Genomic DNA, 13,661 nt, shown 5'->3' with positions numbered 1-13,661 from the left:
GGTTAGCCTATGTCAGGGGTTGGGATGGCGGAAGACGCATGCGATGCACTGTATCAATGCATCTGACGCCTTATCTGGCGCGATGCGTTACCAGGCGGCGATCTCCGCCTCGGTGAGCGGCAGCGTTTGGGTTACGCCGGTTTCCGCCGCCAGGGTGGCCGCTTCCAGCACCGCCATCACCGCCAACGCCTGCGATGCGGTGACCGGGTTGGCGCCGACGCCGCGCAGCGCGTCACGCACCTGGACGTAATATTGGCGCTGATCGCCATCCGGCGTCGGCAACGTACGCACCGGCTCCGTGCCGATAAACAGGCTCATCGCGTCGTCGTCTTTACCCCACTCAGCCGAACCCGGCGTTACGCCGGCCAGCAGTTGGCTCTCCTGCCCGTCGGCGCGCGCTTTGACCACGCTGCCTTTATCGCCGTGCACGGTAAAGCGCGCGACGCCGCCCGCCACCAGCATGCTGCCATGCAAAATCACGCGGTGCGTCGGGTAGTTCAGCACCACATGCGCCCAGTCATTGATCTGCGCATTGGCGCGCAGCGTGGCGATGTTGGCCTGCACGCTGTGCGGCAAACCGAACAGCTGCAGCGCCTGATCGACCATGTGCGGCCCCAGATCGAACCACAGCCCGCTGCCCGGCAGATTCTGCTCGCGCCAGCGCACCCGCACTTTTGGGCGGTAACGATCGATGTGCGACTCAAAGTGCGTTACCTTGCCGATCAGTCCCTGCTCGATCACCTGCTTCACGCCCAGGAAATCGCTGTCCCAGCGGCGATTCTGGAATACCGACAGCAGACGGCCGTGCTTCTCCGCCGCTGCAATCAGCGTGCGCGCCTGCGCCAAATCCAGCGTAAACGGCTTATCCACCACCACGTGCTTGCCCGCTTCCAGCGCAGCCAGCGCCAGCGGCGCATGGGTGGCGTTCGGCGAAGCAATCACCACCAGGTCCACTTCCGGCAAGCGGATCGCCTCCAGCGGATCGGCGATCACGCGCACGTGCGGCAGATCGGCATGGACTTTGGCGGCATCGCGCGAAGCCACCACGCTCAGCGCCAGACCCGGCACCGCGTTAATCAGCGGCGCATGAAACGCCTTGCCGACAAAGCCGTAACCAATCAGCGCCACCTGCAACGGTTGAGCGTTATCGTTCATCAGTGTTCTCCTCTAGCGGTCGTCGGCGACGACACAAAGTTCAATCATTGATTGCTCGTCCAGGTTATCCCACGGGCGATCGGTAAACAGGCGTTGGATCTGCGCCAGATCCGCCACGTGATGCGGCTCGCAGCGATCCAGCTTCATATGGTCGGCCACCAGCCAGCGCTCGCCGCTGTTGGCCAGCATGGCGCGTTTGACCTCTGCATCGGCCTCTTCGCCGGCGCTCAGCCCCAGCTGAGAATGCACCGCACAGGCGCCCAGCAAAGCGATGTCCGCGCGGTAGCGTTCCAGCAACGCCAGCGTCGCGCTGCCGGCGAACAGCCGTTGGCGCGCGTCCCACTGGCCGCCGAGCAGGATCAGTTGGATCTCCGGCTTATCGCTCAGGCACTGCGCGATATCCAGCGAGGCGGTGATCACCGTCGCCGGGCCGCGCAACGCTTGCGCCACCGCCAACAGCGTACTGCCCGCATCCAGCATCAGGGTGCTGCCGGGCGGGATCTGTGCGGCCACCGCACGGCCGAGCCGCTGCTTGACCTGCGGCAACAGCGCCGCGCGCGCCTGGCGCGGCATGCCGGACGGTTCGAGCGCTATCGCGCCGCCGTGATGTTTCTGCGCCAACCCCTGCCGCTCGAGATCGGCCAAGTCGCGGCGCACGGTATCGACCGAAACACCGATGGCGCTGGCCAATTCCGCCACCGCCGCCTGCCCGCGTTCGCTGAGCAAATCCAGTAAATGGCGCTGTCGTGCCGCTTTGTGCATGGGATTATTCCGCATTAAAAAAGCATAAAACGGCAATATACAGCAGATAACAGCATTGGAGAAGCCGCAATTGTGCGCACCGGAGATCAAACATCTTTTCCCCTGCGGGACGATGATGAAGACATAACGCATAACAATCCGGAGAAACGCATGAACATCGATCTGACGTTTGAAGACCTGAGCGCCCGCGCCGCGCAATACAACGCCCGCGCTTCGGTGGAGGATTTTGACGCCTGCATGGCGGACTATGCCGCGCTGGCCCAGCGCGCCAAAGCGCAGACGCCGGGCATTTACGATCTGCGCTACGGCATGAGCGCCGCCGAGCGTCTCGATCTGTTCCCGGCCAGCGCACAGCCCGCCCCGCTGCTGATCTTTATACATGGCGGCTACTGGCATTCGCAGCGCAAAGAGGAAGCCTGCTCGATGGCCGCCGCGTTCGCCCGCCGCGGTGTGGCGGTCGCCACGCTGGAATATACGCTGGCGCCGGAAGCGACGCTGGCGGAGATCGTGCATGAGGTGCGCAGCGCCGTCGCCTGGCTTTATCATCACGGAGCGCCGTTCGGCATCGATCCGGCGCGCATTTTCGTCAGCGGCAGTTCGGCCGGCGGCCACCTGTGCGGCATGCTGATCGCCGACGGCTGGCAGCAACGCTATCGCCTGCCGCCCGATGCGATCAAAGGCGCGCTGGCGCTGAGCGGCCTCTACGATCTGCGCCCGCTGTGCGATATCTACATCAACGACTGGCTGCACCTGACGCCCGAACAGGCGCAAACTCTCAGCCCGCTGTTTTTGCTGCCGGCGAAAGCGAATGCGCCGCAGATCCTGCTCGACGTCGGCCACCGCGAAACGCAAGGCTTCAAAAACCAAACGCAGGCCTATTATGACGCCTGCCTGGCGCGCGGTCTCGACGTCCACCTGCTGGCCGACCGCCACTGCAATCACTTTACGCTGGTCAACGAGCTGGCGGATGCGGAAAGCGCGATGTTTCGGCAGGTGATGGCGATGATCGACGCAACGCAACGGTAGCCTGCCGCTGCAGCCGGAGTCTGGCGGCGATCGTAATCACCGCCAGCGCGGCGAACAAGGTTCCGCACAGCAGGCTGCCCTGTAGCCCCCACGCGGTGATGAACCAGCCGCCCGCCAGCGAGCCCAGCGCCACGCCCAGATTGATAAAGGCGATATACAGCCCGGTGGCGAACGCCGGCGCCTGGGGGGCTTCGGATGTCAGCCAGATCTGCGTCACGATCAAACCGCTGGTGTGCGCCGCTCCCCAATACAGACAAAGCGCCGTCATCGAACCGATATTCGCGCTGCCGTAGTGATACAGCAGCGCATAAGCCGCAATCAAGGCTAGCGGGTGCAGCAGCACCGTCAGCGCTCGATGGCGGCTCAACCCCTTGCCGGCCAACAGGTTGCCCGCGACACCGCCCACGCCGAACGCCACCAGAAGAAAGCCGATGGCGCCGCCGCTGAGGCCGATTTCACGGCTGAGATACTCAGCCGCGTAAGCATAGACGGCGAACATGGCGGCAAAGATCAGCACGCAGGTGATGACATTCAGCCACAGTGTCCCGCTGCGCAGGATTGCCAACTGTTTGCCATAGCTGAGGCGCTGTACGGCCGCATCAGGCAAACGCCACAGCAATCCCGCCGCTGCCAGGAGATTGACCCAGGCACAGAACCGGAACGAGGCTTCATAGCTGAACTGCCCGGCGATCCATTGCGTCAACGGTATCCCCAACACCATGCCCATGCTGGTGCCGATGAACGCATAGGCGGTTGCTTTGGTGGCCTGATGCGGGGGATAAAGCGCCGCGGCCGCCACCATGGCCAGCGAAAAATAGATCGGATGAAACAGCGCCGGCACAATGCGCAGCAGCATGAGCATGGTGAAGCTGTCCGTCTGAGCGGACAGCGCGCTGGCCGCCGCGAACACGGTCAACGCGATCAACAACATGCGTTTGCGATTGAATCGCGACGCCAGCAGCACCAACAGCGGCCCGAGCAGCGCGATGGTCAGGGCGAAGATCCCGACCAGCCAGCCGGCCTGCGCCGTGGAGATGCCATACCGTGCAATGATCAGCGGCAAAATGCCCACCACGCCGAACTCGATGCAGTAAACGCCGAACAACCCCAGCGCGATAAAGAAAATCGGCGGCATCAGGCGCATTGCATCGCTCCCGTCGCGGCATAGACCGCCTGACAAATCTCGCCGACAAAGGCGCCGGACATGCCCTCCAGCGCCGTGTTGGTAAACGCGACGACGCTGAGCTGCCGGACAGGATCGACGAACCAGGAATGGCCATAGGTGCCGCCCATTCGCCAGGTCCCCACGGACTCCGGCGTTTGCGCGGCGATGGGGTCTTTCAGTACGGTAATGCCGAGGCCGAAACCGCGCCCCGGCCAAAACGGCATCGGCAAATCGCCGATTTGGTTGCTGGTGAACGCCGTCACCCAATCGGTTGGCAGCACCGGCGTTCCTCCCTGGCGCAACGCTTCCAGCAGGCGCAGGAAATCCTCGGCCGAGCCGACCATGCCGGCGCCGCCTGAGGCGTAAGCCAACGGATCCAACGCTCGCGCCGGCGACAGATGAAAACCGGCGCTGCCATCGATAAACGGTAAATGATCCGGTTGGCGCAGGCGGCGCGGCTCGCCGGGATGATCGGCGTAAGCGGCCGCCAAACGTGCAGGATCCACCGCCAGGAAATCGGTATCCGTCATCGCCAGCGGCCCGGTCACCCATTTTTTTACTGCCTGCGCCAGCGGCAGGCCGCTCGCCTGTTCGATCGCTGCGCCCAGGACATCGGTCGCGATGGAATAGCGCCACGCCGCGCCGGGCGGAGCCAGCAAAGGGGCGCAGGCAATACGCCGCACGTTCTCTTGCAGGCTGACAGACGCCTCATCCATGCCGTCGGAGACCGCCGATTGGGCGTAGAATCCCCCTTCCGGCTGGAAAAAACGGTAGCTTAGTCCGGCGGTGTGGGTCATGAGATGCCGTAGCGTCATCAACGGCGTGGTGCCATCCGCCAACCGCGGACGAAAATGCGGCAGCCAACGGGTGATGGGATCCTCCAGCTGCATACGGCCTTGCGCCATCAATGCCAGCGCCGCCGTGGACACGATCGGTTTGGATACCGAAGCCAGACGGAATAGCGTATTGAACGCCATCGGCCGGCCGGCTTCGCGATCCGCCAGCCCCGCCGCGCGGCGATAAAACGTATCGCCCCCCTGCGCCACCAAAACCACTGCGCCAACCAGCCGTTTTTCCGCCAGCGCGTTATCGATCGCCCGGTCTATCACGCCCGCGGTATGCCCATATGCACTCATCGTCATTGCTCCAGATAATCAGCTCATGCTGAAGTCACCGAGCATAGGGCCTGGCGATTAGCGGAAAAACAGGCTAGATTTCCCTTCATAACGGACATTAACGTCCGCAATAGGACAAACGATGGATAACTTAGCCGGCGTGAGCGCCTTCGTGCAGGCCGCTGAAACTCTCAGCTTCGTTGACGCCGGCCGCGTGCTCGGCATCTCGGCCTCGGCGGTGGGGAAAAGCATCGCCCGCCTGGAGAACCGACTGGGCGTACGTCTGTTTCACCGCAGCACGCGCAGCATGACGCTAACCGCCGAGGGGCGGCGGTTTCTGCTGCGGTGTCAGCGCATTCTGGAGGAGATGGCGGCGGCGGAACGGGATATCAGTGATACGCATAGCGCGCCGCGCGGCAAACTGCGCGTCAGTCTGCCGCTGGTGGGAGGCCTGTTAAATCCGGTATTGGCGGAATTTGTCCGGAACTATCCCGATATTGAGCTGGAAGCCGATTTTTCCGACCGTCGGGTCGCGGTGATCGAAGAAGGGTTCGATGCGGTGATCCGCGTGGGCGATACCGAGGATTCTCGCTTAATGAGCCGCCAACTGGGCACGTTTCACCTACAGCTGGTGGCGGCGCCGGACTATCTGCGCCGGGCGGGAATACCCCGCCAGCCGGCAGAACTGCGCGATCACGCCTGCCTGTTATACAGATTCCCCACCACCGGAAAAATCGAGACCTGGCCGGTGGCGGGCGGAGATAAACTGCTCGACGAAGGCCTGGGCAAGCGCACGGTATGCAACACCGTCGATACGCTGATTTACCTGACGGAACAGGGCCTGGGCATCGCCTGCCTGCCCGATTTCGCGGTGCGAAAGGCGCTGGAGCAGCAGCGGCTCCAACCGGTGCTTGGCGACCACTGCCGACACAGTGGCAGTCTCAAAATTCTCTGGCCTTCAAGCAAACATCTTACCCCGCGTCTCAGGGCATTTATCGACATCATGAGCGTTCGCCTTTTCTCGGCCTAACTCCTCTACCGTGTTAGAACAAATTCAGCTTTGCTTTGCATAAAAATAGCTAAAGCGCAGCCTGCCGCGCCTACCAGCAGCCCTGACGGCGGCGCAGCGCCGTCGTGATATTCCATTCAGCGATATGGAAGCGCCGTTCGTTCTTTCGGGACAAAGAAAACCGCCACACAATACCTTTCACCCCGCACTCGTGCATAACCATCTATAAATTCAGGTGTTAACGCCTTGTCATTACCGATAACCGCCCAATTCGCTCATCTGATATTGAACAGCCAGCCGGATGAAACCGCCCTGTCAGCCGCTCGCCGCGGCGTGAAAGATTACTTCGCCTGCGCGCTGCCGATTGCCCGCGGGGCGTTGAGCGATGCCGGTCTGGCAGCGATCGGCACGACGTTTCCGCCGAACGGCAGCGAGAACCGCGCACTGCGCTATGGCTATGTCAGCCACTCGTTGGACTTCGATGATTACCATCCTGCGCTGCGTGGCCATCCGAGCACCGTAGTGCTCTCCGCCCTGCTGGCGCTGAACGGTGAGAGTGACAATGTCACTGAGCTGTTAACCGCCTATGTCATCGGCGTAGAGGCCGCTGGCCGGCTGGGATTGGCCGCTGGCACGCAACATTACGCACTGGGTTTTCACAGCACCGCTACCCTGGGCGCGGTCGCCGCCTGCGCCGCCGTGGCGCGTTATCTGCAGCTTGACCAGCGGCAAACGCAGATTGCTCTGGGCCTGGCGGCCACGCAGGCAGCGGGCCTGCGCAGCCAGTTCGGTTCGGCGGCCAAACCGCTGCACGCCGGCCTGGCGGCACGCAACGCGGTCAACGCCGCCCTGCTGGCTCAGGCCGGTTTCATCGGCCAACCGGAGGGCGTGCTGGACAGCCTGCTGGCTTCCCACGGTGACGGCCGGCAAAAACCGGAATGCCTGACAGCCGGCTGGGGCGCGCCCTGGCGCATCCTGCTGCCGGGGCTGGAGTTCAAGCGCTACCCGACCTGCGGTGGCACTCACAGCGCGGCCGAGGCGGCGCTCGCCCTGCGCGAGCGGCTGCTGGAACAAGGCGACGCCCTTGCAGAGATCGCCCTGGTTGAGGTCAGTTTTCCGCCCGGCGCAGATACCGCGCCCTATATTCGCCAACCGGCCACCGGTGTGGAAGCGCGCTTTAGCCTCGAATACGTCATCGCCGATGCGCTATACCACGGCGAGGTCGCGCTGACGCATTACGGCGAACAGCCGGTCGATGCGGCTATCGCCGCCCTGGCGGCAAAAGTTGAGCGCCATGCCGATCCCGCGGCCCCGCCGGACGCGCTCGATCCGGAGATGCGCTTCCATCGCCTGACCCTGACGCTGCAGGACGGAAGGCAAATAAGTGACATAGTCACAAGAAAGCAAACCGCCGCCCGGCCAACAGACCTCGACGCCAAGCTGCGCGCCATTTTGCAGCTGCTTCCGGGCCTCGAAGGCGAGAGCGTTATCCGCGACTGTGCGCTTATGTCCCCTGGCGCGCTGCCGCGACTGATTGCATTGTTAAATTAATAATAAAACAGGAATAACTATGAGTACTTCACCTTCAACACCATCGCGCCAACTCCGTCTCGGCCTGTTCGTTCAGGCGCTGGGGCACCACATCGGGGGATGGCGCGCAGAAGGCGCCAGCGGTTCACCGACCGATATCGACTGGTTCACCTGGATCGCAAAAAAAGCCGAAGAAGGCACCTTCGATATGTTCTTCGTCGGCGACGCGCTGGCGACCAGCGTGCACCGCCTGCCCTCGACGATGTCACGCCTGGAGCCGCTGACGCTGCTCGCGGCGCTGGCGGTCAATACCCGCCATATCGGGCTGGCGGCGACCGCCTCCACCACGTTCGATCAACCTTTCCACCTGGCGCGCGCCATGGCCTCCATCGACCATATCAGCCACGGCCGCGCCGCATGGAACGTGGTGACCTCATTCTCCAGCGATGCGGCGCGCAACTTCAGCCGTGAAGATCTGCCGTCGCACGCGGAACGCTATGAAGTGGCGCGGGAATTCCTCGAGGCCAGCTACAAACTGTGGGACGGCTGGGAAAAAGACGCCATCGTGCGCGACAAGCAAAATGGCGTGTACGCCATCGACGAGAAAATCCACGCCGCCAACCATAAGGGCAAGCATTTCTCGGTGCAGGGCCCGCTGAACATTTCCCGCTCGCCGCAAGGGCGGCCAGTGATCATTGAGGCCGGCTCTTCCCCGGCCGGCCAACAGCTGGCGGCGGAAACCGCCGAAGTGGTGTTCACCGCCGCCGCCAGCCTGGAAGAAGGACAGGCTTTCTACCGCAGTCAGAAAAAATACGTGGCCGACGCCGGCCGCAACCCGGACCACCTGCTGATCCTGCCAGGTGTGATGCCGATTGTCGGCCGTACCAAAGAAGAAGCGCGGGAAACCTGGTATCAGCTGAATCAACTGGTGGATATCGATAACGGCATTGAGCAGCTGTCGGCGCGCTTTGGTTTCGATTTGAGCGATTACCCGCTGGACGGCCCGGTGCCGAACGTGGGCGCCACCGAAGGCGGCCAAAGCCGCGTGAAACTGCTGACCGATCTGGCCGCGCGGGAAAACCTGACGCTGCGCGAGCTGGCGGCCGTCGCGGCCGGTTCGCGCGGCCACCGCGTGGTGGTAGGCACCGCCGAAGAGATCGCCGACGACTTCCAGCTATGGCTGGAACAGCAAGGCGCAGACGGCTTCAACATCATGCCGGCGGTGTTGCCCAACCAACTGGAACTGTTCGTCGAGCTGGTGATCCCGGAGCTGCGCCGCCGTGGCCTGTTCCGTGAGGAGTATCAGTATGCAACCCTGCGTGAAAACCTGGGCCTGCCTGAACCGGCAATCAACTTCGCTAACGTAAAATCGGCTTAATCCGCAGGGAAATTATGATGAAAACCACATTCAAACGCACCGTACTGTCCCTGCTGTTGGCTTCCTCCACGCTGGCGCCGTTGGCCGCCGGTCATGCCGCTGAAGGCGATGTTCCCTTCAAGGCGGCGGTGAAAGCTGCCGCCGATCCGGCGCTGCACGACAGCCTGCCTGAATCAATCAAAAAGGCCGGCTATATCGTTGCCGGCACTAACCCGAACACCCCGCCGACCACTTTTTACCAGGCGGACAACAAAACGCTGGCCGGGCGTGAAATCGACGTGATGAGCGCGATTGCCGATCGCCTGGGCGTGGCGATCCACTGGAAGGACACCGGCGGTTTCGACAACATCATCCCCGGCCTGAAGTCCGGCCGTTATGACGTCGCGCTGGCCAACATTGACGCCAACAAAAAGCGCTTCCAGCAGGTGGACTTCGTCGGCTATTACAACGCTTCCAAGCTGGCCTTGATCGCCCGCAAAGACGCTGCGCTTGGCCCTTACACCGAGCTGGCCCAATTGTGCGGCCAGACCGTCGGCGCCGGCGCAGGCACCTCGCAAATAACCCGCCTGCAGCAGGCCAGCGATCAATGCGTCGCCGCCGGCAAACCGGCCATCACCATGCCGATCTTCCCGGACCGCCCGGCCGGGGTGCAAGCGGTGATCAGCGGCCGCGTACCGATGTTTTTCGGCCCGTATGAAGGGCTGCGCTACCAGGCCGCCCACGTCAAACCGCTGACGTTGGCCGGTGATATCAACATCGACGGCACCACGGTGGCCATCGCCCTGCCCAAAGGCTCCGAACTGGTGAAACCGGTGCAGGCAGCGCTAAATTCACTGATCGCCGACGGCAGCTACCAGAAAATCCTCGACGGCTGGGATATCGGTTTTGGTGCAGTGAAAACCGCCGGCATCAATGAAGAGATCGCAAAATGAGTGGGCAATACCCTGTCGACGACGCGGAACTGAGCATCGTCGGCCTCCGGCATTACGGGCGCTGGCTCAGCGCCCTGGTTGTGCTGCTGATCGTCGCCGTTATCGTCAATTCCATGCTGCACAACCCGCGCTTTGAATGGTCGGTGGTGGCGGAAAACCTCACCGAGGCGTCCATCCTCAACGGCGTGCTCATGACGCTGAAGCTGACGGTGATTTCGGTGGTGTTCGGCTTCGCCGGCGGCGTGCTGCTGGCGCTGATGCGCCTGTCGGCCAATCCGGTATTGGTGGCGGTAAGCTGGTTCTACACCTGGTTCTTCCGTGCAGTGCCGATGCTGGTGCAGCTGTTCCTGTGGTACAACATCGCCGCGCTTTATCCCCGCATCAGCTTGTGGATCCCGTTTCTGGGCGAAGTCGCCAGCGCGCCGACCAATACCCTTATCAGCACCTTCAGCGCCGCGGTGATTGCGCTGGTGATGCATCAGTCGGCCTATGCGGCGGAAATTGTGCGCGCAGGCATCCAAAGCGTCAGCAGCGGCCAGTTGGAAGCCGCCAAAGCGCTGGGCTACCGTCGTGGGCAAATCCTGTGGCGCGTGGTATTGCCGCAGGCGATGCGCACCATCCTGCCGCCGGCGGGCAATGAAGTGATCGGGCAGTTGAAAACCACCGCGGTGGTGTCGGTGATTGCCCTGCAGGACGTGCTGTATTCGGCGCAGATCATTTACCAACGCACCTACGAGGTCATCCCGCTGTTGCTGGTCGCCACCCTGTGGTATCTGGCCATGACTTCGATTCTGTCAATTGGTCAATACTACGTGGAGCGCTATTTTGGCCGCGGCACGCAGGCAACGCGCAGCGGCCGGTTCTTCCTCAACCGCAAAGCCCCTCAGGGAGGTGAACAATGAGCGCATCCATCCACATCAACCGGGTGCGGAAATCCTTTTCCGGCACCGAAGTGTTGAAAAACATCAGCCTGACCATTCCGGCAGGTTCGGTGACGGTGATCCTCGGCCCTTCCGGCTCCGGCAAATCCACCCTGTTGCGCTGCATCAACCACCTGGAAAAGCTGGACGGCGGCACCATTCGCGTTGGCGAACAGCTGATCGGCTATCGTCAAAAAGGCCGGCATCTGTACGAGCTGAAAGAAGCCGAGGTGGCCGAACAGCGTAAAAGCATCGGCATGGTATTTCAGCAGTTCAACTTGTTTGCGCACCGCACCGTGTTGCAAAACGTCAGCGACGCGCCGCTGCGGGTGAAAAAGGAAAAAAAAGCCGAGGTGCAGGAACGGGCGAAGCTGCTGCTGGCCCGCGTCGGGCTTGAACATCGCATCAACGCCTGGCCGCGTGAACTGTCCGGCGGCCAGCAGCAACGCGTCGCCATCGCCCGCGCGCTGGCGATGAACCCGCAGGTGTTACTGTTTGATGAACCGACCTCCGCGCTCGATCCTGAATTGGTTGGCGAAGTGCTGCAGGTGATGAAAGATTTGGCGCATTCGGGCATGACCATGGTGGTGGTCACGCACGAAATCGGCTTCGCCCGCGAAGTGGCCGACCAGATTGTCTTTATGGATCAGGGAAAGGTGGTTGAAACGGGCAGCGTGCAGCAGGTTCTGGATGCGCCGGGACATGAGAGGACGCGCAACTTCCTGGCGACGGTATTGTAACCCTCCGTCAGGGGGCGTTGCGTCCCCTGACGTTCAAATTCAGCCGTTATTTTTTCTGCCGATAGCGGAAAAGACGTTGAACACTTCACCCAGGCCGTAAATCGCGCCGAGCAAGACGGCCACCATTACCGGCACCAGGACCACCACGGTGGCCAAGCTTTCAATCATTTCTAACATCGTTCTCTCCTGGTTTATAAGCACAGCGAATCTGCGCCGGAAGAAAAGGTTTCCGGCCAAACGGTCGATTATCGTGGGGAGGCAGTCTAAAACGTGAGCTACATCACACTTGATGCGAGCTAATGTAACTTACACAATTACATTAACGCAATGCAAAAAATGCTCTGCGCGGAACGGGGTTTGGCGTGATTTTTTATTGCGTATCTGCTTGATATTGCGGTGAACAAGGGACGAAGGGATAGCCGGCGCGCAGCTCAACCTGCCCGGCCATTTCGGCGATGCTGGTCTGTGCCAGGCTGGCTTCCAGCGCGTGGCCGACGCGCGCAAACTCTTGCTCCAGCACCGGGGTAATGGCGTGGCCGATATAGCACGCCTCGTTAGGCCGGGTGCGATGCAGCGTGAAATAAGGTTGATCCTCCACCGCGCGATACACGTCCAGCAAAGAAATCGCTTCCGCCGGCCGCGCCAACAGCGCCCCGCCGCCTTGCCCCATCTGCGAATAGGTCAGCCCCGCCTCCGCCAACGCCCCGAGAATGCGCCGCACCACCGTCGGATTGGTGTTGACGCTGCGGGCGATATCTTCGGAACGCACCGTCTGGCCGCGACACAGCGTGATGTTGGTCAGAATATGGATGGCAACGGCAAATCGCGTAGAGGTAGACACCTTGGCACCTGCTCAGAGTTTCGCTTATGTCGGATTAAAACATAAGGAAAGCGTATCAATTTCCGGTAATACACATAATGAGTAGGGATAAGTGGAATGTCAACCTGCCCCCGCCCGAAGGCGGCGGCGGCTCAGGCTTCGGTACGGATCGCCGTGACTTTGTCGGGATAAAATGCCAGATGATCCTTGATCGTCACCACGGCGTTGTAAGGCATTTCATAGCTCCAGGCCGCATTGTCCCCCTGCGGGCCGTTCAGCGTGAGGGAGAAATAACTGCAGTCGCCCTTATAAGGGCAGTAGCTCACGTGCGTGCTTTTATGCAGCAGCGCCATATTCACATCCTCACGCGGAAAGTAAAACACCGGCGGATAGTTGGCTTCCTGCAAGATGAGCACATGACGGCTGTCGGCCAGGATTTGGCCGACGCCGCGCACCACGACCCGCGTCGGATGGCGGGTCAGCGTAATCGGATGGTCCGGGCCGGGAATTTTCACCGGTTTGCCGGATGCGGAAACGAGCTCGGACATGGCGGCCTCCAGCGTGTGCGCCCCGCCCCTCGTGAGGCGTCTTCCCAGTATAGCCGAACGGTTTTGCCGACGGCCGCACATTCGGCGAGCGATCGCTTTTCACCGCGCCAAAATTAAGAATTTTTACCTGTTCGATTTTCTTTCGGAGGAATACATTCATCCCAACTTCTACCGGCGAGTTAATCGGATTATTTTTAATCCATTAATTAGCCAATTTACCAGGAACTCATTATGAATATTAAACGTGCCGCGGGTGTGTTGGTGGTGGTAATGGCGACGCTTTCCGTTACCGCATGTGGGCATATGTCCAATCGCGATCGCAACACGGCGATCGGTGCGGGCGTCGGCGCCGTGGGCGGCGCGGTATTGACCGACGGCAGCACGCTGGGCACCCTCGGCGGCGCAGCGCTGGGCGGCATCATCGGCCACCAGACCAGCCGTTAATTCTCCCGCCAAAAATAACCTCCGCAGGCCGACGCTTTTTTAATCCACACGCGCCGGCCTGCTTTATTTACTCCGCTGAAATTCCTCAGGGAGCGAACCTAAATAAATAACGTTAAG

Annotated in this window: 15 protein-coding genes; 8 read left to right on the top strand and 7 right to left on the bottom strand. The window is 61.6% G+C overall.

Features of this window, described 5'->3' with window-relative positions; translation table 11 throughout:
• Positions 1 to 87 precede the first annotated feature (87 nt).
• Together ACMGG9_RS11000 and ACMGG9_RS10995 are read right to left on the bottom strand one after the other, a co-directional pair.
• The gene (locus ACMGG9_RS11000) at positions 88 to 1,155 is read right to left on the bottom strand and encodes an oxidoreductase (protein WP_414162170.1); all 1,068 of its coding nucleotides are present in this window, start codon (positions 1,153 to 1,155) and stop codon (positions 88 to 90) included.
• Positions 1,156 to 1,167: 12 nt separating this feature from the next.
• On the bottom strand, positions 1,168 to 1,917 hold the full coding sequence (locus ACMGG9_RS10995; RefSeq protein ID WP_033650433.1) for a DeoR/GlpR family DNA-binding transcription regulator: 750 nt from the start codon (positions 1,915 to 1,917) through the stop codon (positions 1,168 to 1,170).
• 150 nt (positions 1,918 to 2,067) lie between these two features.
• On the opposite strand from ACMGG9_RS10995, the gene ACMGG9_RS10990 reads away from it, so the two are divergent.
• Positions 2,068 to 2,943 (top strand): alpha/beta hydrolase, encoded by an 876-nt coding sequence (locus ACMGG9_RS10990; RefSeq protein ID WP_208060186.1) that lies wholly within the window; start codon positions 2,068 to 2,070, stop codon positions 2,941 to 2,943.
• On the opposite strand, the gene ACMGG9_RS10985 is transcribed toward ACMGG9_RS10990, so the two are convergent.
• Both ACMGG9_RS10985 and ACMGG9_RS10980 read right to left on the bottom strand, forming a co-directional pair.
• Complete coding sequence (locus ACMGG9_RS10985) at positions 2,870 to 4,087, bottom strand: MFS transporter (protein WP_414162169.1); 1,218 nt, start codon at positions 4,085 to 4,087, stop codon at positions 2,870 to 2,872. The genes ACMGG9_RS10990 and ACMGG9_RS10985 overlap by 74 nt on opposite strands.
• Positions 4,078 to 5,244 (bottom strand): serine hydrolase domain-containing protein, encoded by a 1,167-nt coding sequence (locus ACMGG9_RS10980; RefSeq protein ID WP_033650436.1) that lies wholly within the window; start codon positions 5,242 to 5,244, stop codon positions 4,078 to 4,080. Before ACMGG9_RS10980 ends, ACMGG9_RS10985 begins: the two co-directional genes overlap by 10 nt.
• Positions 5,245 to 5,365: 121 nt before the next feature.
• Between ACMGG9_RS10980 and ACMGG9_RS10975 the strand changes: the two genes are divergently transcribed.
• From ACMGG9_RS10975 to ACMGG9_RS10950, 6 genes are all read left to right on the top strand, one after another.
• Complete coding sequence (locus ACMGG9_RS10975; RefSeq protein WP_414162168.1) at positions 5,366 to 6,253, top strand: LysR family transcriptional regulator; 888 nt, start codon at positions 5,366 to 5,368, stop codon at positions 6,251 to 6,253.
• Between the two features lie 225 nt (positions 6,254 to 6,478).
• A complete protein-coding gene (locus ACMGG9_RS10970) occupies positions 6,479 to 7,783 on the top strand; it encodes an MmgE/PrpD family protein (RefSeq protein WP_414162167.1) in 1,305 nt (434 codons plus the stop codon).
• 19 nt (positions 7,784 to 7,802) lie between these two features.
• Positions 7,803 to 9,140: an LLM class flavin-dependent oxidoreductase gene (locus tag ACMGG9_RS10965; RefSeq protein ID WP_197801306.1), complete on the top strand. Its 1,338-nt coding sequence runs from the start codon at positions 7,803 to 7,805 to the stop codon at positions 9,138 to 9,140.
• A gap of 17 nt (positions 9,141 to 9,157) precedes the next feature.
• On the top strand, positions 9,158 to 10,072 hold the full coding sequence (locus tag ACMGG9_RS10960) for an ABC transporter substrate-binding protein (RefSeq protein WP_273872884.1): 915 nt from the start codon (positions 9,158 to 9,160) through the stop codon (positions 10,070 to 10,072).
• Complete coding sequence (locus tag ACMGG9_RS10955) at positions 10,069 to 10,974, top strand: amino acid ABC transporter permease (RefSeq protein WP_273974313.1); 906 nt, start codon at positions 10,069 to 10,071, stop codon at positions 10,972 to 10,974. The genes ACMGG9_RS10960 and ACMGG9_RS10955 overlap by 4 nt, the downstream gene beginning before the upstream one ends.
• Positions 10,971 to 11,732, top strand: a complete 762-nt coding sequence (locus ACMGG9_RS10950) for an amino acid ABC transporter ATP-binding protein (RefSeq protein ID WP_273974314.1) — start codon at positions 10,971 to 10,973, stop codon at positions 11,730 to 11,732. The genes ACMGG9_RS10955 and ACMGG9_RS10950 overlap by 4 nt, the downstream gene beginning before the upstream one ends.
• A 39-nt stretch (positions 11,733 to 11,771) precedes the next feature.
• On the opposite strand, the gene ACMGG9_RS10945 is transcribed toward ACMGG9_RS10950, so the two are convergent.
• The 3 genes from ACMGG9_RS10945 to ACMGG9_RS10935 form a co-directional block, all read right to left on the bottom strand.
• Entirely contained in the window at positions 11,772 to 11,909 is a 138-nt protein-coding gene (locus ACMGG9_RS10945; RefSeq protein ID WP_016927779.1) for an AcrZ family multidrug efflux pump-associated protein, read from the bottom strand.
• A 193-nt stretch (positions 11,910 to 12,102) separates the two neighbouring features.
• Entirely contained in the window at positions 12,103 to 12,573 is a 471-nt protein-coding gene (locus ACMGG9_RS10940; RefSeq protein WP_033650438.1) for an Rrf2 family transcriptional regulator, read from the bottom strand.
• Positions 12,574 to 12,704: 131 nt separating this feature from the next.
• Complete coding sequence (locus ACMGG9_RS10935; protein ID WP_414162166.1) at positions 12,705 to 13,100, bottom strand: DUF427 domain-containing protein; 396 nt, start codon at positions 13,098 to 13,100, stop codon at positions 12,705 to 12,707.
• Positions 13,101 to 13,331: 231 nt separating this feature from the next.
• On the opposite strand from ACMGG9_RS10935, the gene osmB reads away from it, so the two are divergent.
• Complete coding sequence (osmB, locus tag ACMGG9_RS10930) at positions 13,332 to 13,544, top strand: osmotically-inducible lipoprotein OsmB (protein ID WP_004940700.1); 213 nt, start codon at positions 13,332 to 13,334, stop codon at positions 13,542 to 13,544.
• Positions 13,545 to 13,661 lie beyond the last annotated feature (117 nt).

It is taken from the genome of Serratia sp. BNK-10 (genome assembly GCF_047456065.1).
Taxonomy (GTDB): Bacteria; Pseudomonadota; Gammaproteobacteria; order Enterobacterales; family Enterobacteriaceae; genus Serratia; species Serratia ureilytica.
Note: the sequence above shows the minus strand (reverse complement) of the source record. Positions and strands in the feature narration are given on the sequence as shown.